Genomic DNA, 19391 nt, shown 5'->3' with positions numbered 1-19391 from the left:
CGAGGCCAGGCCGGAGCCAGCGTCGTGACAAGCGGTCCTCGGCGATGTTCGTCTCGGGCCTGCTGGCGCTGGCGCTCGGCGTCACCGCCGTGAGCCTGCCTGTCCCGTACGTCGTGGAATCACCGGGACCGACGTTTAATACTTTGGGCACGGACAACGGCACACCGGTCATCAGCGTCACCGGCCACGAAGCGTTTCCCGCCAAGGGAAACCTGGACCTGACCACTGTTTATGTTGATGGCGGGCCCAACGGACCGGTGTCGGTCTTCGAGGCGTTCTCCGCCTGGCTCAACGGTTCCAAAGCCGTATATCCCGAGGAACTGATCTTCCCTAAAGGGGTAACGAAAGAACAGTCCCAGCAGGAAAGCGCCGTCGCCATGACCACTTCCCAAGAGAACGCTGTGGCTGCGGCGTTGGTTGAGCTGGGAATCGCGTTCGAGCAGAAATTGCAGGTTGCAGGTGTCCCGGAGGGCTCCGCTTCCGCCGGGAAGCTCCAGAACAACGACATACTCGTGTCGGTCAACGGAAAGCCGGCGTCGGCGCTGAGTGCCATCCAGGCTGAACTTGCCGCCGGCGACGGCGCCCCGGTGAATGTCGTCGTCGACCGTGGCGGCAGCAATGTGACGGCCAGCATCACGCCGTCGAAGACCTCATCCGGCCGGTTCATCCTTGGGATCATGCTGCAGTACAAATTCACTTTTCCCTTCGACGTCAAAATCTCCCTGGACCAGGTCGGCGGACCCAGCGCCGGGATGATGTTCGCCCTCGGCATCGTGGACACGGTGACCCCGGGAGACCTGACCGGCGGCAAGCACATCGCTGGCACCGGAACAATCACTCCCGACGGCGCCGTTGGCCCGATCGGCGGCATCAGCCAAAAAATGCACGGTGCACGGTCCGGCGGCGCCACTTTGTTCCTTGCACCGGCGGCGAACTGCGACGAGGTTGTTGGGCATATTCCCGCCGGGCTGCAGGTCGTGCGGGTCGAAACTCTGGCGGATGCACGGCACGCAGTCGACGTTGCCGCGTCCGGAACCGACATGTCGGGCCTGCCGGGTTGCGCCAGCAACTAGACTGGCCGCGGAACTAAGATCAGCTGCCACTCGTGGCACTTGATGACGGCGTCGGCGATCTGTTGGCACGATGCCGGCGGTGGCTAGAATTCAGCAACGCCCGATTCCTGGATCGACGTGCCGCACCGATAACTAAAAACCAGTAACTGTCTACCAGCTATGAGGTACCGAGTTTGTCCCGTCCTGCCAGCACCGTCCCGCCCGGAAGACCCCTGCGACGACGAGGCGCGCTGACGCCGACGTTGATTGTTGTGGCACTGATCGTCGTCGGATTCATCTTCTTCGCCAATGTCTGGACGGACGTCCTCTGGTACCAGCAACTGGGGTACTTCGAAGTGTTCCTGACCGAGAACCTTGCGCGCATCGCCATCTTCGTGGCCGGCTTCGCGCTGATGTTCGCCGCTGTCTTTTTCGCCATCCGGATCGCTTACAACTCCCGTCCGGTCTACGCGCCGGACTCGGAGATCCGGGACAACCTGAACCGCTACCAGGTCCAGCTTGAACCGATCCGCCGCCTCGTTATGATCGGCCTGCCCGTACTCTTCGGCCTGTTCGCCGGGAGCGCCGCGGCCAGCCAGTGGCAGAAGGTGCTGCTGTTCTTCAACCAGGAATCCTTCGGCGAGACCGATCCCCAGTTCGGGCTCGACATCAGCTTCTACCTGATGACCCTGCCCTTCCTGGGCTTCATCACCGGCTTCCTGATCAGTGTCATCATCGTTGCCGGAGTTGCCGGAATTATGACGCATTACCTCTACGGCAGCATCCGCATTATGGAACGCGGCATCTTTACCAGCCGGGCAGCGCAGATCCATCTCGCCGTCTCCGGCGCAGCGTTCCTGCTGCTGCTGGGCGTCAACTTCTGGCTGGACCGGTTCACCTCCGTGCAGAACAGCGGCGGCCGGTGGGCCGGGGCGCTGTACACGGACGTCAACGCCGTGATCCCCACCAAAGCCATTCTGGCCGTCGCCGCTGCCCTGGTTGCGGTGCTGTTTATCGTCGCCGCGGTGATCGGCAAATGGCGCCTGCCGGTGATTGGTACCGCGATGCTCATCATCACCTCTATCCTGGCCGGCGGGGTCTACCCGTGGGTGATCCAGCAGTTCCAGGTCAGGCCCTCGGAGCAGACCCTCGAGAAGAAGTACATTGAGCGCAACATTGCCTTGACCCGCTCGGCATACGGCCTGGACAAGATCCAGGAGACGCGTTACAACGCCACCACCAACGCCACCACAGGGGCCCTGGCGCCGGACGCCCAGACCACAGCCAACATCCGTCTGCTGGACCCCAACCTGATCTCGGACGCATTCTCGCAACTCGAACAGTACCGCCCCTATTACCAGTTCCCGAGCGCGCTTAATGTTGACCGCTACGAGATCGACGGAAAAGTTCAGGACACCGTTATTGCCGTCCGTGAACTGAACCCGGACGGACTGAGCGCCAACCAGCAGTCGTGGCTGAACCGCCACGTCGTCTACACCCACGGCTACGGCGTCGTCGCCGCGAAAGGCAACAAGTTCACGGTTGACGGCAAGCCGGAGTTCCTGCAGTCAGGGATCCCGTCCACGGGCGTGCTAGGTGATGACTCCAGCTATCAGCCGCGGGTCTACTTCGGAGAAAAGTCGCCCGACTACTCCGTAGTGGGGGCACCGGACGGCTCCCAGCACCGCGAGCAGGATCGGCCCGCCAGCAAGGAGGGCGACGGGGAAACGCAGTACACCTTCACCGGCGACGGCGGCCCGAATGTAGGGAGCTTCTTTAATAAGGTCCTGTACGCGATCAAGTTCCAGTCCTCGGACCTTTTGCTCTCCGACGGAGTCAATCCCGAATCGCAGATCCTCTACGACCGCAATCCGCGGGAGCGGGTCCAGAAGGTCGCTCCGTACCTGACCGTGGACGGCAACGCTTACCCCGCAGTTGTGGACGGGCGGGTGAAATGGATTGTGGACGGGTACACCACCAGCCAGTACTACCCGTACTCCCAGCAGGAACAGCTTTCCGCAGCCACCGCCGACTCGCAGACGACCTCCGGGCGGACGGCGTCCTTGCCCAACACCTCGGTCAACTACATCCGGAACTCCGTCAAGGCGACGGTGGATGCCTACGACGGAAAAGTCACACTTTATGCCTGGGACGATCAGGACCCGGTACTGAAGTCCTGGCAGAAAGTCTTCCCGACGTCGTTGAAGCCGTTTTCGGAAATGTCCGGAGCCCTGATGAGCCACGTCCGCTATCCGGAGGACCTCTTTAAGGTCCAGCGGGAGTTGCTGGGCCGCTATCACGTCACCCAGGCCGATAGCTTCTACACCAACAACGATGCCTGGAGCGTCCCGAACGATCCGACAGCCAAGGACGACGTTAATCAGCCGCCCTATTACATGTCGCTGAAGATGCCCAACCAGGACAAGCCAGCCTTCCAGCTGACGTCGTCCTTCATTCCCCAGGTTGTTAACGGGAACGCCCGCAACGTGTTGTATGGGTTCTTGGCGGCCGACTCCGACGCCGGCAGCGAGAAGGGCGTTAAGGCCGAGAGTTATGGCCAGCTCCGCCTCCTGCAGATTCCGCCGGAGGCAAACATCCCTGGTCCGGGGCAGGCGCAGAACAAGTTCAACTCCGACCCCACCGTCTCGCAGGCGCTGAACCTGCTCCGTCAGGGTGCGTCGGCTGTCCTTAATGGCAACCTGCTGACGCTGCCGGCAGGCGGGGGCATGTTGTACGTCCAGCCTGTGTATCTTAAGTCCACTGGCGAAACCTCGTACCCGACGCTGCAGCGCGTCCTGGTGGCGTTTGGTGACAAGATCGGGTTTGCCCCGACGCTCGATGAGGCGTTGAACCAGTTGTTCGGCGGTAAGTCCGGGGCCAGCGCCGGCGATTCGGCCAATAACGGGCAGACGCCCACCGCGCCGACCGCGCCGGACGGCACACCCGCTCCCGGCTCCGTGGATGCGAAAGCAGAGCTGAAAGCGGCTTTGGACGATGCCAACGCAGCCATCAAAGCAGGCCAGGACGCCCTCGCAAAGGGTGACTTCGCTGCTTATGGCGAGCAGCAGAGGATCCTTTCCGCGGCGCTGCAGCGGGCGATCACTGCTGAGGCCAAGATCGCGACGCCGGTTCCGGCTCCGGCAGCCACCCCGGCGCCGACTCCGAGCAGCTGAGCACGGTCAGCTAACAACGGCCGTCCGCATCACGGGCCGAGGCCGGGTTCGCGCTCCTTGTGAGCGCGGACCCGGCCTTTCGCCTTCTCCTGAGGGTTCGCCGCGTCCAGCGCTGCCGCCCGGGAGACGCACATCACGCCGCCTCGATTTGGCCCCACGTTCACCTGCCGGTAGAGTTAACAGTGCGACGCGGGGTGGAGCAGTTCGGTAGCTCGCTGGGCTCATAACCCAGAGGTCACAGGTTCAAATCCTGTCCCCGCAACTGAAGAGAAAGTCCGGAACACTGTTAACAGTGTTCCGGACTTTCTGTTTTGAGCCGTTGACGGCGTCCACGGACAGCTGTCAACGGCGGCGGTCCGGCCGGCCACAAAACTAGGGTAGTGTTGATCTAGCGACGCGGGGTGGAGCAGTTCGGTAGCTCGCTGGGCTCATAACCCAGAGGTCACAGGTTCAAATCCTGTCCCCGCAACTGAAGAAGAAAAGGAAAGGCCCGGATCTGTTGATCCGGGCCTTTTGTTTTGGGTCGGTGGCGAAGCCCTAGCCGTCTTTGAGCCGCTGATAGGTCTCCAGCGCCCGGGCCCGGGACTCCGGCAGCCCAACGACCGGTTCCGGATATCCTGTGGCCGGAGTCCCGGCCCTCCACGGTTCGTGGATTGCCTTATCGTCCAAACCGGACAGTTCCGGGAGGTATTTGCGCAGGTAGCGGGCGCTGGCGTCGAACTTCTTGCTTTGGGTGACCGGGTTGAAGATCCGGAAGTACGGCGAGGCGTCGGCGCCGGAGCCAGCCACCCACTGCCAGTTCGCCGGATTGCTGGCGGCATCGGCGTCCACCAGGGTGTCCCAGAACCAGGCCTCGCCGAGCCGCCAGTCGGCCAGCAGGTTCTTGACCAGGAAACTTGCGGCCGCCATCCGGACGCGGTTGTGCATCCAGCCGGTCTGCCAGAGCTGGCGCATCCCGGCGTCGACCAGGGGATAGCCGGTGTTGCCCTGCTGCCAGGCCGCCAGCTCGGCGTCGGAGGGCTTCTGCCAGTCGAAACGGTCAAACTCGGGCCGGAAGTTCCGGGTGGCCAGTTCCGGGTTCTCGTAGAGCAGCTGCCAGCAGAATTCCCGCCAGCCGAGTTCGGAGCGGAAGACGGCTACATCGCCCGGAGCCGCGGGGCCAAAGCGTTCGCGCAGTGCGTGCCAGACCCGGAAAGGGCTGATTTCGCCGAACCGCAGATGCGCGGAGAGCCGGCTGGTGCCCTCGACACCGGGGACGTTGCGGCCGGTGCCGTAGTCCTCCACAGGACCGTCGAGGAAGTCCTCAAGCCGTTCGTGGGCCCCGGCTTCCCCGGGCTGCCAGCTGCCGGCGAGTCCGACGCTCCAGTCCGGCCTCCGGGGGAGCAGCCCCCAGCTGTCGAGCGTGTCGCTGTCCGGAAGCGTTCCCTCCGCGCCCACTGCCGGGGCAGGGAGGCGCCCCGGAGGGTCCAAGGGCAGCCGGGGCTCCGGTGCCTCCAGGCAGGCCCGCCAGAAGGGCGTGAAGACTTTGTAAGGCCCGCCGGCACCGGTCCGGACCGTCCACGGTTCAAACATCAAGTTCGCCTGGAAGCTGGCGGCTGTGAGACCCTGCTCCTTGGCCCAACCCTTGATGCCGGCGTCCACCTCGCGTTCCGGGCCGCCGTAGCGGCGGTTCCAGAGCAATGTCACGGCTCCGGTTTCGTCCGCGAGCTCCCGGATCACCTCAGCGGCCAGACCGCGGCGCAGCAGCAGTCGGGAGCCTTTGCCCTCAAGCCCGGCAGCAAGATTTGCCAAGGAGTGGTGCAGCCACCACTTCGTGGCGCCGCCGAGGGGCCGCACCCCGGGGGAGGCCTCATCGAGGACATAGACCACGGTCAGCGGCTGACCCAGCGAGGCCGCTTCACTCAAGGCCGGATTGTCGTCCAGCCGGAGGTCGTCGCGGAGCCAGACAATTGTCGAAGAACGGGATCCCAAAGACATGGATCCACGGTACACGCCCTGCCGCGCCGCAGGCACAACAACAAGGGCCGGACCCCTTGGGCCGTCCGGAGACGGTCCAAGGGATCCGGCCCTGGCCGAACGCGCTGCGAAGACCCGGCGGAAACCCGGCCGGGCTTACAGCTTGTCGAAGTCTGCTTCCTCGACGGTGGAGCCTGCGGGGCGGCTCTCACCGGCGGCAAGGGCGGCCGGCGAGCCGCCGGACTTCAGCGCAGCGAGCCTGGCTTCGATCTCGGTCTGCTCGCCAAGGTCCTCAAGTGAGTTGAACTGTGCGTCCAGGCTCGAAGCGGCGAGTTCCTGCTGGCCGCGGACTTTGGCTTCCTCGCGCCGGATCTTCTCTTCGAAACGGCCAACCTCGGAGGTGGGATCCATAAAGTCGATGCTCTTCAACGCATCGTGGACCTGGGTCTGAGCCGCCGCCGTCTTGGAGCGCGCCACGAGTTCGTTGCGCTTGCTGGTGAGCTCGTTGAGCTTTCCCTTCATCTGGTCCAGGCCGTGCTTGAGCTTGTCAACAACCTCGGTTTGAGAGGCGATGCTCGGCTCGGCGGACTTCGCCTCGTTTTCAGCGGACATCTGGCGCTGCAGGGCCACCTTGGCCAGGTTGTCGAACTTCTCTGCGTCGACGGTGTCGCCCCCGGCGCGGTATTCGTCAGCCTTGCGGGAGGCGGCGAGGGCCTTTTTACCCCAGTCCTGGGCGTTTTTGATGTCCTCGTTGTAGTCGTCCTGGAGCATCCGCAGGTTGCCGATGGTCTGGGCGACGGCGGACTCGGCCTCGGCGATGTTGTTGGTGTAATCCCGGACCATCTGGTCGAGCATCTTCTGTGGGTCCTCAGCCTGGTCCAGCAGGGAATTGATGTTGGCCTTCGCCAGCTGCGCCATGCGGCCGAAAATGGACTGCTTCATGGTGTTACCTTTCGTCCTGCTCAGTGGTGCCCACTGAATATCGGTGAACAGTGAAATGTACCGCTTCTACCCGCCAGCCGGAGCGTCCCCGCCGGCGCCTAGTTTCGTGTGGCCAGCGGGCCGGCTAAAAGCTGCCCGAGTCGCCGCCGCCAAAGTCTCCGCCGCCGCCAAAGTCTCCACCGCCGCCCCAGCCGCCGCCGGAGTCTCCGCCGCCGCCCCAACCGCCGCCGCCGCCTCCGCCGTGCAGGATGGAGTTGATGAGGATGCCGCCTAGGATGGCGCCGCCGAGGCCGCCACCGCCGCCGCCGCCGAACATCCCGCCGCGGCCATAGCCCTGGTTGGCGTAGCCGCCGAATTGGTCCACGTCGGACTGTGCCTGCTGCGCTGCCTGGGCAGCGAGATTGTGGGCCTGCTGGGCGTACTGCAGCGCGGTGACGGGGTCCGTGCGGGAAATGGAAAGGGCGTAGTCCAGGTTGCGCTGGGCCTCTGCAAGCCGGGTGCGGGCCTCAGTTCCGACGCCGCCGCGGCGGGCGGTGATGTAGTCCGACGTCGCGCTGATCTGTGCCTGGGCGGACATGATGCTCTGCTGCAGCGAGGCCTGGGCCCGCCGGGCCTGCTCCTGCTGGTCACGAATCCCGGCGAGGGCCGAATCCAACGTCTGGTGCGCCGTTTCGACGCGTTCCAGGGTGGCAATCGGATCAATCTTGCCGCCTTGGATTTCGGCTTTGACCCGGGCCAGTGCCGCTTCGACGGCGGCTACGGGTCCGGCCAGCTCGGGGTGCTCCCCGGACTGGATCATGGCCCTGGCCTGGGCCAGGTCCTGGGAGGTGTCGACGACTGCAGACTCCAGCCCGCTATGTGCCTCCTCGAGGTTGCCGGCGACCTTGGTGATCGCGTCGATGAGCACATTGGTCTGATGAAGGCTTTCTTCAGCTGCCCGGACGGCGACGGCGGCGAGGCTTCCTTCGCCGGCACTGAGCTTCTCCCGGGCCGTTACCGAAGCATTCTGCACAAAGGCGAGCCGCTCCTTGGCTTGGCTGATGTTGTCCGCAACCTGGGCCAGGGCGCTCTCGGCGTACTTGGCGCGCAGCCCGGTGAGGGACTGCTCGGCGCTGGCGATCCTCGCTTCTGCCTCCCCGGCGCCGGAGGCAACGGTGGCCAAGGCCTGCGGGGCGTTCTTTTCAAGCTCACGCAGGGAATCAAAGTCCGCCTTCTGCTCCTGCAGCGAGGAAAGGGCTGACTCGGAGCGGCGGATGATCTCGCCGAGCCAGGTGCGCTGTTGCTCCTCGGTGTCCGGGATGTGGTCGTCGAGCTGTTGCTGCAGCTTGAAGGACTCGGACATGTGGCCCTTGGCGTCCTGCAGGGCCCTTGTGAAGTTGCCGACGGCGGCATCGCCGTACTGCGCCTGGGCAAAGCCAAGCTCCTGCTCGCTGGACTTGATCGCGTCGTCGGCGGCAATCAGCAGCGAGCCGCTCTTGCGGCGCAGTTCCGCTGCGGTGAGCCCGGCAAGCGGGTCCAGATCGGCGCCCTGCTGGTCAGGGTCCGTAGCGGCCCCCCGGGTGGCCCTTTTCCGCCGATTCCGGAAGTACAAGTAGGCGCCGGCCCCGCCAGCTGCTACGACTCCCACACCGACCAGCACGGCGCTGCCGGCGCCGGCGCCCGAGGACACCGAGCCGCTGCCGCCGCCGGCCGCATCGCCGACGGCAACGGCAGTATCAATGGCCGCCTGGGCAAAGTCGCGCTTGCCGCCGTCCAGATTCGCGACGATCGCATTTTGGCTGATGGTGCTGGTCTTGGAGTAGATGGCGCTGGCCGAATTCGGCGAAAAATAGTACTTGCCGTCGTCGGACATGGCTAGGATGACATCGGCCCGCCCCATGCCCTTTTTCGTTGCCACGGCCTGCGCCCATGCCTTGGGTTCAGCGGGGTTCTCGAACGTCTTTACGGTCACGACGTAGAGGTTGTACTTGTGCTCTTTCAGGAGCTTCTGAACTGCGTCCTGGACCTCGCCCTTGCGGCTGCCGAGTACATTTCCGCTGTCAAGGACATTCTGTCCGGAGGGTATCGTTACCGGGTCCTCGGCCAAGACTGGAGCGGCCGGAATCGCCAGCAGTCCGGCAACGCCCACGATGGCGAGGAAACGAGTCAAAGCAGACCGCATGGCAACCCTTCAGCACTTCTGCGTCCAGTTCGGGCCGAACCGGTCGTCAAGATCGCCGCAGTACCTGCCGCACTGATGTATAGCCGCAGGTCGCTGTGGCAATTCCATTTGATTCTATGGTGCCCCCAAGTGGCCGTCCATCGATGGGAATATGCCACCAGCGAAAAGCGCGGAATGGGTAACTGGAAGCTGTGTCACGGCACGCGGAACCATTCAGCAACCTCCCAGCAAACGTGCGCTTTAGTATCAGTGTGATCGTCCATAGTTAATGCAGACGAGGATGAAAGGAAGTCTTATGACTGAGAACCCAGCGCAGGGCGCGTCAGCAGAGAACCGGGAGCCAGCCGCGCCGCACGAGGGCACTTCAGGGCACCCCCAGGGCGACTCCGCGCCGGACTCAGCGCACGAGAACCCGACACTCCGGCTGGAGCCAACGGCGGACAACGCTCCGCAGCCGGTCTATCCCCAGCATCAGCCGGCGTACGGTGGTCCGCCGGCACCGGTGACGCAACAGTTCGGCGAGGCCCCCGCCCCCGTCCAGCAGGGCCACACCCCGGGCCAGCCCGACCCGCAGCACAGCCCTGCCTTTGGACCGGCGGCCGGCAGCTCCGCCTTTGGCCAGTCCCAGCCCCCGCACAGCCAGTACTCCAGCGGCCAGTCCGCTTCCGGCCAGCCGCAATATGGCGGCTACGGCGGTGCCGTTCCCGGGTCGGCCTACGCGTCCAATCCCGCCCACGCCCCTAAGCGCAAGGCGGCGTTCGGTGTCCCCACCCTCATTGCCAGCATCCTCGCGGCCGGCCTTGTCGGCGGCGGTGTGGTAGCCGGGACCACCCAGTTGCTCGGGGGCGGCGGAGGCGTCACCTCCACCGGAACCAGCAACAGCAGCAGCCAGGCCGGTCCTGTCATTGTGAACAACCGGGATGATGTTAATGCCATCACCGCGGCTGCCGTGAAGGCCACGCCAAGCGTCGTGACCATCAAGGCATCAAGCGGCAGCGGCGGTGGTACCGGCTCCGGCATAATTTTGGACACTGACGGCCACGTCCTGACGAACACGCACGTTGTTACCCTCGACGGCACGGCGGCCAACGCCGCGATTGAAGTCCGCCTGAGCGACGGCAAGGTCTACAGTGCAAAGGTCGTCGGCACCGACCCGCTCTCAGATCTTGCAGTCGTGCAGATCCAGAACGCCTCCGGGCTGGTACCGGCTGTCCTGGGCGATTCCGGCAAGCTGAACGTCGGCGACACCGCCGTCGCGATCGGCTCGCCCCTCGGCCTGACGGGAACCGTGACGGATGGCATTGTGTCGACGCTGAACCGCACCATCAGCGTCGCTTCGTCGGCAGTGCCGAAGCAAGGGGCGGACAGCTCCCAGGGCGGCGGACAGGGCTTCCAGTTTGCCCCGCCGGACGGCGGGCAGGGGCAAAGCACCACTAACCAAGGCAGCATCGCGATCAACGTGATCCAGACCGATGCGGCCATCAACCCGGGAAACTCCGGCGGCGCCCTGATCAATACCAAGGGTGAGGTCATCGGCGTGAACGTCGCAATCGCCTCGGCCGGCGGCGACACCGCGAGCAGCGGAAACATCGGCGTGGGCTTCAGCATTCCGATTAACAACGCCAAGCGGATTGCGCAGGAGATCATCAGCGGCGGCAAGGCGACCCACGGCCAATTTGGTGTCAGTGTCAAGCAGAAGGCTGCCGGCAGCGCAGCGTCCGGATTCTCCGTCGGAGCCGAGGTTGCCACTGTTGAACCAGGTTCCGCAGCAGACAAGGCTGGCCTCAAAGTCGGCGACGTCGTGACGAAGTTCCAGGACCTCACCATCAGCGATCCGAACCAGCTCACTGCCGCCGTGCGCGAGCAGGCCGCCGGGGCCTCGGTGAAGGTCACGGTCCTGCGCAGCGGCAAGGAGCAGCAACTCGATGTGACCCTCGGGGCTGCAGCCGAGCAGTAGGAACGGTTCGCTCGGCCAGGTAGAGGGCCGGGAGGCGCCGTCAGGTGCCGCCCGGCCTTCTGGCTGTGCACGGCACTGCCGCGGGGACGCCCGCAGCCCTGACACAGGCCTTAACCGGGCCGCGTCCGTGCTCGCCGATATGGTTAGCTAGGAGAAACCCGGCTCCCCGGGCGTTCCGTGGCCACGACCCCACCCGGCTGGCTGTCCACCCGCATGGAAGGCTGCTGTAAACACAGTGGAAGAGACATTGAAGATCATCGTGCTGGTCAAGCACGTCCCGGACGCACAGTTCGACCGGCACCTCACCGGAGCGGGCAACACAACAGACCGCTCCGAGAGCATCCTGTCCGAACTTGATGAGTACGCCCTCGAAGCCGCACTCCAGCTGATCGAGGCCCGCGGCGGGGAAGCGGCCGGCAACAGGGTCATCGCACTGAGTATGGGCCCTGCCGGTGCCGTCAACGCGGTGAAGAAGTCCCTGCAGATTGGTGCCAGCGAAGGCGTCCACCTCAGCGACGACGCTCTGGCCGGTTCCGACGCCGCGGCCACCTCGCTTGCGCTGGCCGCCGCCATCCGCCACCTTGGCGCGGACACCCCGGCGGACCTTATCCTCACTGGCATGGCCTCCACCGACGGCGAGACCTCCCTGGTCCCGGCCCAGCTCGCGGAACGCCTGGACCTGCCGCAGGTCACCTTCGCGTCCTCGCTGGAACTCGACGGCGCCACGCTCACCGCCCGCCGCGACGGCGATGCCCACGCCGACACCGTCGAGGCAACGCTGCCCGCCCTCGTCTCGGTCACGGACCAGATCAATGACCCCCGGTACCCGAATTTCAAGGGCATTATGGCCGCCAAGAAGAAAACCATCACCACGTTGAGCCTTGCCGACATCGGCGTCGACCCGGCGCACGTCGGACGGTCAGGTTCCTGGACCGCCGTCGAATCCGCCGAGGCACGCCCGGCGCGCACCGCCGGCACCATCATCACCGACGAGGGCGATGCCGGCATCAAGCTGGTCGAGTTCCTGGCCGCCCAGAAGCTGCTCTAAGGGGATTCCCAGACATGGCAAAAGTACTCGTATTCATTGACAACCCCGGCCAGGCCCTGAAGAAGGCCAGCCTGGAGCTGCTCACCATTGCCCGGTACCTTGGGGAGCCGGCGGTCGCCCTCATCGGGGAACTTCACGACGACGTCGCAGCAACCCTGGGAGCCTATGGCGCCCAAATGCTGTACCGGCCGTCCGCAGCGGACCTCGACGACTACCTCGTCGGCCCCAAGGCCTCCTACCTGGCAGCCGCGGTCCACGCCGCCGATGCCACCGTCGTCTTGACCGAGAACTCGGCGGAAGCCAGAGAAATCGCTGCGAGGCTCGGCATCAAGCTGGGCGCCGGAGTCATCACCGACGTCGTCGCCGTGGACGCTGACGGAACCGCGCACAAGTCCGTGCTGGCCGGTTCCTACATCACCACAGCGAAGGCCACGACGCCGATCGCTGTCCTGACCGTCAAAGCCAACAGCATCACGCCGGAGCCTGCCGTCACCGGCACGGCGCCGGCCACCGTCACCGTCGAGGTGCCGGAGACTGCCCCCGCGGCGTCGGCCAGGATTACGGCCCGCAACGAGAAGGCCGCCAGCGGCCGTCCGGAGCTCACCGAGGCGCGGATCGTTGTGGCCGGCGGCCGCGGCGTTGACGGCAACTTTGGCCCGGTCGAAGACCTCGCCGATGCCCTCGGTGCTGCCATCGGCGCTTCCCGCGCCGCAACTGACGCAGGCTGGATCGGCCACGACGCGCAGATCGGCCAGACCGGCAAGACCGTTTCGCCCCAGCTGTACATCTCCGCAGGCATCTCCGGGGCTATCCAGCAGAAGGCCGGCATGCAGACTGCCACAGTGATCGTGGCCGTGAACAAGGACGCTGAATCGCCCATCTTCGAGATCGCCGACTTCGGCATCGTGGGGGACCTTTTTACAGTCCTGCCGCAGGCCACCGAAGAAATCAAGAAGCGCCGGGGCTGACCCGTTGGACACCCTTAGCCCCTCGGCGCCAAGCCCGTTTGATTCGGAGCACGAACGGATCGAACGGGTGCTGTGCTTCGCCGCCCACCCGGACGACATCGATTTCGGTGCCGCCGGCACCGTAGCGGCCTGGACCGCTTCCGGCATAGACGTCAGCTACTGCATCATGACCGACGGCGACGCGGGCGGCTTTGACCCTGGAGAGAGGGACGAGATCGTCCGGCTGCGGAATGAAGAACAACGCCGTGCCGCTGCCCTGGTCGGGGTGAGCGACATTTACTATCTGCACGAGCGCGACGGGTACCTCGAGCCCACCCACGACGTGATCCGCGAGGTGGTACGGCTGATCCGCCGGATCCGGCCCGACGTTGTGCTCTCGATGCATCCGGAACGGAACTGGACCAGGATCCAGAAGAGCCACCCCGACCACCTGGCGGTGGGGGAGGCGGTGACCCGGGCGGTGTATCCGGCGTTGGAGAACCCGTTTGCGTATCCGGAGCTGGCCGAGGCCGGACTGCCGGCCTATAAGTTGCCGTGGCTGTGGCTTTTCGCCGGGCCTGCGGAACGTGAAAACCACGTTGTGGATGTCACGGAACAGGTGGAGGACAAACTCGCCGCCATCCATATCCACGTCAGTCAGCACCCCGACATCGAGGCCATGGACCGCACCGTCCGTGGACTGATGCTCCGGACAGCGGAACGCGGCGGGTTCCCGGCAGGCCGCAGCGCGGAAGCGTTCCACGTCGTTGCAATCAACGGGCCAGGGACCATCGCCGGATTCTAGTCCGACCTGAGCTGCCCGAACCAGAGCCGCGCAGACCTTGACCCTTGTTGATAAGGGACAAGGCCTGCGCGGCTCTGTGTTGTCTGGTCCTGGCGTTATGCTCCCAGCGGGGCGGCCGCCACGGTGGGCAGGGTCGGTTTAGACGAGCCACCGGCCGGTTCAAGGGTGATGCCGAGAGCTGCGGCGGTGCTGATGCCCTTGACCACTGCAGGCTTGGACAGGGCTTCGGCATTCATCAAGCCCTGGGATACCGGAGCCGATCCGTCCTTGGGGATCAGCCACATCTGGTAGACCTTGCCCGCCGGCGGTGCCGGGACGTCGTTCATCTTCACGACGATCGCATCCTTCGAACTGGAGACCGACACCGTGGCCGTGCCGCCGCCAACGACATCGATTGTCGCCTGACGGACATCGCCGGCCTGAAGGACCTGATTCATTGGATCGTTCTGGTTCGCGACGTAAGCCCCGACACCGACTCCGCCCATGGCGATTAGGGCTGCGGCAGCGACGCCGACGAGCCAGTTGCGCATCCCTTGCGGACGGCGCTTCTCGTCCCGGCGCTTGCGGGCGGCGCCGAGCTCGTCGCCGATGGCGGGCGCCGCGGAGTCGCGGACTGGCCGGCCCACCACGGGAGGCACAGCAGACGGCCCGCGCCTCTGGTGCGGATCCGGCGGCGCACCGATTTCCTGGCCCGGCAGGTTGGCCATGATGCGGTCCAGCAGGCCCGCCGGAGGTTCTTCCTCCGCGGCAAAGCTGACGGCAAGTGTCTCCCGTGCCTGCCGGACGCGTTCGTCAAAGGCGGCCCGCTCGGGCTGTGGAGCCGAGGCGAGGTGAGTCTCGATGGCGGCACGTTCGGCATCGGTTATGGCGTCCAAGGCGTACACCTCGGCGAGGTCAGCCGCACGCCCCGAAGCAAGATCGGTGGCGATATCGGCGGCAAAGCCGCCAGTGACGCGGCCGTTGTGGTGTGGATTTATGTCGGTCATCTCAACTCACCCCCAGACAGGTTTTCAGTCGGAGTAGTCCGTCGCGGATGCGGGACTTGATGGTAGGCACCGCAGCATTGAGCTTCTCTGCGACTTCCCGGTACGTTAGCCCGCCATAGTAGGCAAGCCGTACGGACTCCTGTTGTGTGTCGGTCAGCGTCTCCAGGCATCTGACCACTGCCTCGGCCTCAAGCCGGCTGCCGACCTCGTCAGAGACCGAATCATGATCGATATCCTGGCTGCTGGCGCCGTATTTGGCTTCCCGGTCAGTTGAGGACTGGGACGATCGGACCTTATCCACGGCCCGTCGGTGTGAAATCGTCATCAGCCAGGCCAGCGGGGTGCCCGCCGAAGGATTAAACTTAGAGGCGTTCTGCCAGACCTGGAGGAAAACTTCCTGGGTGGTGTCCTCGCTGAGTTCAACATCGATCAGTACGCGCCGGGCCATGCCAAAGACACGCCGGGACGTGAGCTGGTAGAACTCGGCGAAGGCTGCCTGGTCACCGTGTGCAACCTGCGCCAAGAGTGCGCCGAGCCGGCGGTTCACGTCGGCCGGAGTGCCAGAAGGAGCAGCAGCTTCGGGGTTCGGGGCGTTGGGAGTTTCCATCACCTTCAAGCATAAGGTGCCTGCCGCCAATCGCGGGCCAGGCCGGGATCTTTCCGGGGCGTGGTCTCTCACAGCGCGCCGGGCGGGATGTCTGTCTACCTGCAAAGTAGTTGTCACCTGCCGTTCCTCGCTCCTTTCCACGCTTCCTGCGCCTCTTGGTTTAACCGGGCTTCAGAAGTGATTCGGGGCCGCTGGCCGGCCGGATGGGCGGGCGTCGGAATAAGTTGCGTCGCTACAGCCTGGCGCCGGCGAACCCGTTTTGGCGCCAGGCTTCATAGACCGCGATCGAGGCTGCGTTCGCGAGGTTGAGCGAACGCAGCGCCGGCAGCATCGGCAGCCGGACACGTGACGTTACATGGTGGTCGCGTTTGAGGTCCTCGGGCAGACCCACGGATTCCGGGCCGAAAAGCAGGACATCCCCGGGCCGGTAGCTGACGTCCGTGTAGGAAGCCTCGCCGTCGGAGGTGAAGGCATAGACCCGCTTCGGTGCAAGGGCCGCCCATGCGGCCTCCATGTCCGGGTGGACGGTCACGACCGCCAGGTCGTGGTAGTCGAGGCCGGCCCGGCGCAGCTTCGCGTCGGAAAAATCAAAGCCGAGGGGCTCGACCAGGTGCAGCTCGGCACCGGTAATGGCGGCCAGCCGGATGGCATTGCCCGTATTGCCGGGGATTTCTGGGGCATAAAAGAGGATGCGGAACACCCTTCCATCCTAGCGAGCCGGCTAGTGCATGCCGCGCAGCAGCCGGGCAAGGACCGGAACGATGACGGTATTGGGAGCCGGCCCTGAACTCAAGAACTGCTTGAGCCCCCGTGCCAGCCCGGCCGCATTGACCACCTGCACCGTCTCATGCGCTTCGGAGCGGCGGTGCCGGTCGATGACCGGCTCGTGCAGGTTGCCGTCAGTGCTGTGGATAACGGTCCAGCCGGTGACGTTCAGTTCCGGGAAGATGTCCTGCATCCGGCGGACCACGTGGGCCAACTGGGGTGGTGCGATGGAACGGCCGCCATGGGTGAGGGCGCTGCCGTTCCAGGCATAGGCCCCGGGCGGCAGCAGCATCGAGCCGATGATCGCCATGCGGTAGCCGGAGAGCACCACGTGGTCGATGTGGCTGTTGTCAGCCGGGGACTGCAAACCGTTAATCAGCCGTGCAGCCGGGATAGCGGGGAGGATCTGCCTGCTGATGAGCTGAACCGTCCGCATTTCCCGCTGAATTCTGGCCTCAGCCCCAAAGATGCCCCGTTTGCGGGGCAGACCATGGACCTGCTGGCGGGCCACGCTCGGCGGAATCAGCGGGACCTCGCCGGACCCGGCGTACTGCTCGAACGGCGGCACGAAGACCGGGGCATCGGACGCTGTGTTTCGGGGAGTATTGGGGCGCCGAACATTGGCCGAAGTCCGGCTCCCGGCGGCCGGGGCGTCAAAGTGGGCTCCTTCATCAGGGGACGGCCCCGCGAAGGCGCCGCCGCCGTACGACCGGTCATAGTCGGCCCGGCTTTTCGCATCGATCAGCGTCTCGAAGGCAAGGGTAACGCGCCGGAATGCTGCCGGGTCGCCGCCGTGGTCTGGGTGAGCGGTGCGGGCGGCCCGGCGGTAGGCCACCTTGATTTCCTTAGCGGTCGCCGTGACCGGAATCCGGAGCACCTGGTAATGCGAGCTGTTGCCCTGCGTCAAGCAAAGATCCTTTTGGTCGATGGTGCCAGCCCATCCTGGACGTCCGGCCTGGCCAGTTTAACCGGCAAGGGGAACAACGAGCGCAGGGGCACGGAAGGTTCCCGACGGCTGGCATAATTCAGCGCATGATGATCGCAGTCGCCGTTAACCCCGCGGCCTCCTTCGGCCGCGGGGTTAACGCCGGCAACGAGGCGGCCGCGTGCTTCCGGTCGGCCGGGGCCGACGTCGTGGTCCTCTCCGGGGACAGCTACCAAGAACTCGCACGGATGGTAGACGGGGCACTGGCCGCAGGGGTGGACGCCCTGGTGATGGTTGGCGGCGACGGAATGGTCCACCTCGGCATCAATGCGCTCGCAGGATCGGACCTGCCCTTTGGTACTGTCCCGCTGGGGATCGTCCCGACCGGCACCGGGAATGACATGGCCCGGACCCTCGGCCTGCCGGCACACAACATCCCCGGCGCCTGCGAGCGGGTGCTCGCGGCCCTGGCCGCCGGCGGGCGGCTGATTGACGCCGGACGCGTTTGGTCCGACGGCAAGTCCAGCTGGTTTGCCGGGGTGTTGTCCGCGGGCTTCGACGCTGCCGTCAACGAACGGGCCAATGCCTGGCGTTGGCCGCGGGGCAAGGCCCGCTATAACCTTGCCATGCTCCGCGAACTGGCCTCCTTCCGCCCGATCAACTACACAGTGACGGCCGACGGCGCTCGTTGGCGGCAGTCGGCGATGCTGATTTCGGTCGCCAACGGCCAGTCGATTGGCGGCGGCATGAAGGTCACGCCCGACGCCGTGCTCGACGACGGCTTGCTGGACCTCTTTATCGTCGGCCCGCTGTCCAGGGCCGGCCTGCTCAGGGTATTTCCGAAGGTTTTCTCCGGTGGCCATCTCGGGCATCCGGCCGTGCACATCCGCCGGGTGCGCTCGGTGGAGCTGTCAGCGGACGGCGTGGTGGCCTACGCGGACGGCGAGCGGATCGGGCCGCTGCCGCTCACCATCGAGGTGGTTCCTGGAGCCATCCGGGTCCTCGCCTAGGCTGTAGGCGGCAAGCTGCGGGCCCGTGAATGCGGTGCGGCGCGGGAACGGCGGAACGCCACGGAGCGGCGCTTGGCAAATGTTCCGGCGGCACCCGGCGCCGCCTCCGGTCCGGGAGCCCAGTGCGAGAGTCTAGAATCATGCGGAGGCCCAGCAGGAAGCGAACGGGCACAGCGACACGGAGGCGAGGCATGGGCAGTAAGGGCGAAACGGGGCCCTTGCCGGCGGCGGGCGGGAACCTCGATCTCCGTCGCGCGCACCGGGGACGGCGGGGGAGTCTCGCGTTCCTGGCGCTCGCAGTCACAGCCGCCCTGGCGGGCTGCAGCGTCGGTGTGCCCGATCCCGCCGCTGCCAAGCCGACGCCGCTTGCCCCCACGGTTGACGCCCCCACCGTAACCCCCGGCCACGACTCCGCCGCGGTTGCGGCGAAGGACATGCCCTTCGCCGCCGGGGAGAGCCTCGCTGCCGGCGTGCCGGTCCGGCTCTCCGACGCGCTTGGCGAAGCCCCCGGCTGGAAGCCCGGCAAACAGGAGGTGGCCGGCGGCAGCGAATACCTTAAGGCGGACGGCTGCCTGGTCTCGGCCAAGACCCGGGTGAACCAGGGCGCACTGGCCGTTGCCGGGAGTGACAAGGCCTCCACCGAAGCGCTCTTCAGGTATCTGGATCCGAGTATCCTGCCGTCCTATCTCACGACAGACACCCTGCGATGGGGCGCAGACCCGGATAAGCCCGCCCCCGGTGTTGAGATGCTCGTGCTGGAAAGCGGGGCCAAGGCCGGAGCCCGGGCAAGCGCCGTCTACGCCAGACTGTTCAGCAAGGCCGGCAACTCCGTCTATATCTCCGTCTCCTGCCCGGACGCCGGCACCCTCACGGCCGCACGCGCCAACGTCGCGGAATACCTGGGTGTGATTCCACCGTCTGACTAATCCGCCCGCGCACCTCACGGGTGGCCGTCGTCGGTCCGTCCGGTGTCTGGCCAGGTTCTGCTGGTTTTCCTCGGCGATTGCCTGTCTGGTGCGAGCGAGCTGATCAGCAGGCCGAACGGGCGCCAGTTACC

At 65.6% G+C, this 19391-nt stretch carries 15 protein-coding genes and 2 tRNA genes; 10 read left to right on the top strand and 7 right to left on the bottom strand.

Going from position 1 to position 19391, the window contains the following annotated elements; translation table 11 throughout:
- Positions 1 to 44 precede the first annotated feature (44 nt).
- The 4 genes from QK287_RS06595 (at position 45) to QK287_RS06580 (ending at position 4694) form a co-directional block, all read left to right on the top strand.
- Entirely contained in the window at positions 45 to 1073 is a 1029-nt protein-coding gene (locus QK287_RS06595; RefSeq protein ID WP_282359792.1) for a S16 family serine protease, read from the top strand.
- 173 nt (positions 1074 to 1246) lie between these two features.
- Positions 1247 to 4225: a UPF0182 family protein gene (locus QK287_RS06590; RefSeq protein WP_282359630.1), complete on the top strand. Its 2979-nt coding sequence runs from the start codon at positions 1247 to 1249 to the stop codon at positions 4223 to 4225.
- Between the two features lie 188 nt (positions 4226 to 4413).
- Positions 4414 to 4487: transfer RNA gene (locus QK287_RS06585), tRNA-Met, on the top strand.
- 133 nt (positions 4488 to 4620) lie between these two features.
- Positions 4621 to 4694 (top strand) — tRNA-Met (locus tag QK287_RS06580).
- Positions 4695 to 4762: 68 nt separating this feature from the next.
- On the opposite strand, the gene QK287_RS06575 is transcribed toward QK287_RS06580, so the two are convergent.
- The 3 genes from QK287_RS06575 to QK287_RS06565 form a co-directional block, all read right to left on the bottom strand.
- Positions 4763 to 6202, bottom strand: coding sequence for a deoxyribodipyrimidine photo-lyase (locus tag QK287_RS06575; protein WP_282359629.1), 1440 nt, complete (start codon positions 6200 to 6202; stop codon positions 4763 to 4765).
- A gap of 135 nt (positions 6203 to 6337) precedes the next feature.
- Complete coding sequence (locus QK287_RS06570; protein WP_226773816.1) at positions 6338 to 7123, bottom strand: PspA/IM30 family protein; 786 nt, start codon at positions 7121 to 7123, stop codon at positions 6338 to 6340.
- 124 nt (positions 7124 to 7247) lie between these two features.
- Positions 7248 to 9284, bottom strand: coding sequence for a TPM domain-containing protein (locus QK287_RS06565; RefSeq protein WP_282359628.1), 2037 nt, complete (start codon positions 9282 to 9284; stop codon positions 7248 to 7250).
- A 295-nt stretch (positions 9285 to 9579) separates the two neighbouring features.
- Between QK287_RS06565 and QK287_RS06560 the strand changes: the two genes are divergently transcribed.
- The 4 genes from QK287_RS06560 to QK287_RS06545 all read left to right on the top strand — a co-directional run bounded on the left by QK287_RS06560 (position 9580) and on the right by QK287_RS06545 (position 14041).
- The gene (locus tag QK287_RS06560; RefSeq protein WP_282359627.1) at positions 9580 to 11241 is read left to right on the top strand and encodes a trypsin-like peptidase domain-containing protein; all 1662 of its coding nucleotides are present in this window, start codon (positions 9580 to 9582) and stop codon (positions 11239 to 11241) included.
- A 235-nt stretch (positions 11242 to 11476) separates the two neighbouring features.
- The gene (locus QK287_RS06555; RefSeq protein ID WP_226773707.1) at positions 11477 to 12289 is read left to right on the top strand and encodes an electron transfer flavoprotein subunit beta/FixA family protein; all 813 of its coding nucleotides are present in this window, start codon (positions 11477 to 11479) and stop codon (positions 12287 to 12289) included.
- Between the two features lie 14 nt (positions 12290 to 12303).
- Positions 12304 to 13257, top strand: a complete 954-nt coding sequence (locus QK287_RS06550) for an electron transfer flavoprotein subunit alpha/FixB family protein (RefSeq protein WP_282359626.1) — start codon at positions 12304 to 12306, stop codon at positions 13255 to 13257.
- Between the two features lie 4 nt (positions 13258 to 13261).
- A complete protein-coding gene (locus tag QK287_RS06545; RefSeq protein WP_282359625.1) occupies positions 13262 to 14041 on the top strand; it encodes a PIG-L deacetylase family protein in 780 nt (259 codons plus the stop codon).
- Between the two features lie 95 nt (positions 14042 to 14136).
- Here QK287_RS06545 and QK287_RS06540 read toward each other — a convergent pair whose 3' ends face one another.
- From QK287_RS06540 to QK287_RS06525, 4 genes are all read right to left on the bottom strand, one after another.
- The gene (locus QK287_RS06540; protein WP_282359624.1) at positions 14137 to 15027 is read right to left on the bottom strand and encodes an anti-sigma factor; all 891 of its coding nucleotides are present in this window, start codon (positions 15025 to 15027) and stop codon (positions 14137 to 14139) included.
- 1 nt (position 15028) lies between these two features.
- Positions 15029 to 15634 carry an ECF RNA polymerase sigma factor SigK gene (sigK, locus tag QK287_RS06535; protein ID WP_282359623.1) on the bottom strand — a complete coding sequence of 202 codons (606 nt, stop codon included), beginning with the start codon at positions 15632 to 15634 and terminating at the stop codon, positions 15029 to 15031.
- Positions 15635 to 15866: 232 nt separating this feature from the next.
- Complete coding sequence (locus QK287_RS06530) at positions 15867 to 16334, bottom strand: tRNA (cytidine(34)-2'-O)-methyltransferase (RefSeq protein WP_226773712.1); 468 nt, start codon at positions 16332 to 16334, stop codon at positions 15867 to 15869.
- A 21-nt stretch (positions 16335 to 16355) separates the two neighbouring features.
- Positions 16356 to 17306 carry a DnaJ domain-containing protein gene (locus QK287_RS06525; RefSeq protein ID WP_282359622.1) on the bottom strand — a complete coding sequence of 317 codons (951 nt, stop codon included), beginning with the start codon at positions 17304 to 17306 and terminating at the stop codon, positions 16356 to 16358.
- 125 nt (positions 17307 to 17431) lie between these two features.
- On the opposite strand from QK287_RS06525, the gene QK287_RS06520 reads away from it, so the two are divergent.
- Both QK287_RS06520 and QK287_RS06515 read left to right on the top strand, forming a co-directional pair.
- Positions 17432 to 18334: a YegS/Rv2252/BmrU family lipid kinase gene (locus tag QK287_RS06520; protein ID WP_282359621.1), complete on the top strand. Its 903-nt coding sequence runs from the start codon at positions 17432 to 17434 to the stop codon at positions 18332 to 18334.
- Positions 18335 to 18525: 191 nt separating this feature from the next.
- On the top strand, positions 18526 to 19260 hold the full coding sequence (locus QK287_RS06515) for a hypothetical protein (RefSeq protein ID WP_282359620.1): 735 nt from the start codon (positions 18526 to 18528) through the stop codon (positions 19258 to 19260).
- Positions 19261 to 19391: the final 131 nt, after the last annotated feature.

Source organism: Arthrobacter sp. AL05 (assembly GCF_029960715.1).
Classification (GTDB): Bacteria; Actinomycetota; Actinomycetes; order Actinomycetales; family Micrococcaceae; genus Arthrobacter.
Note: the sequence above shows the minus strand (reverse complement) of the source record. Positions and strands in the feature narration are given on the sequence as shown.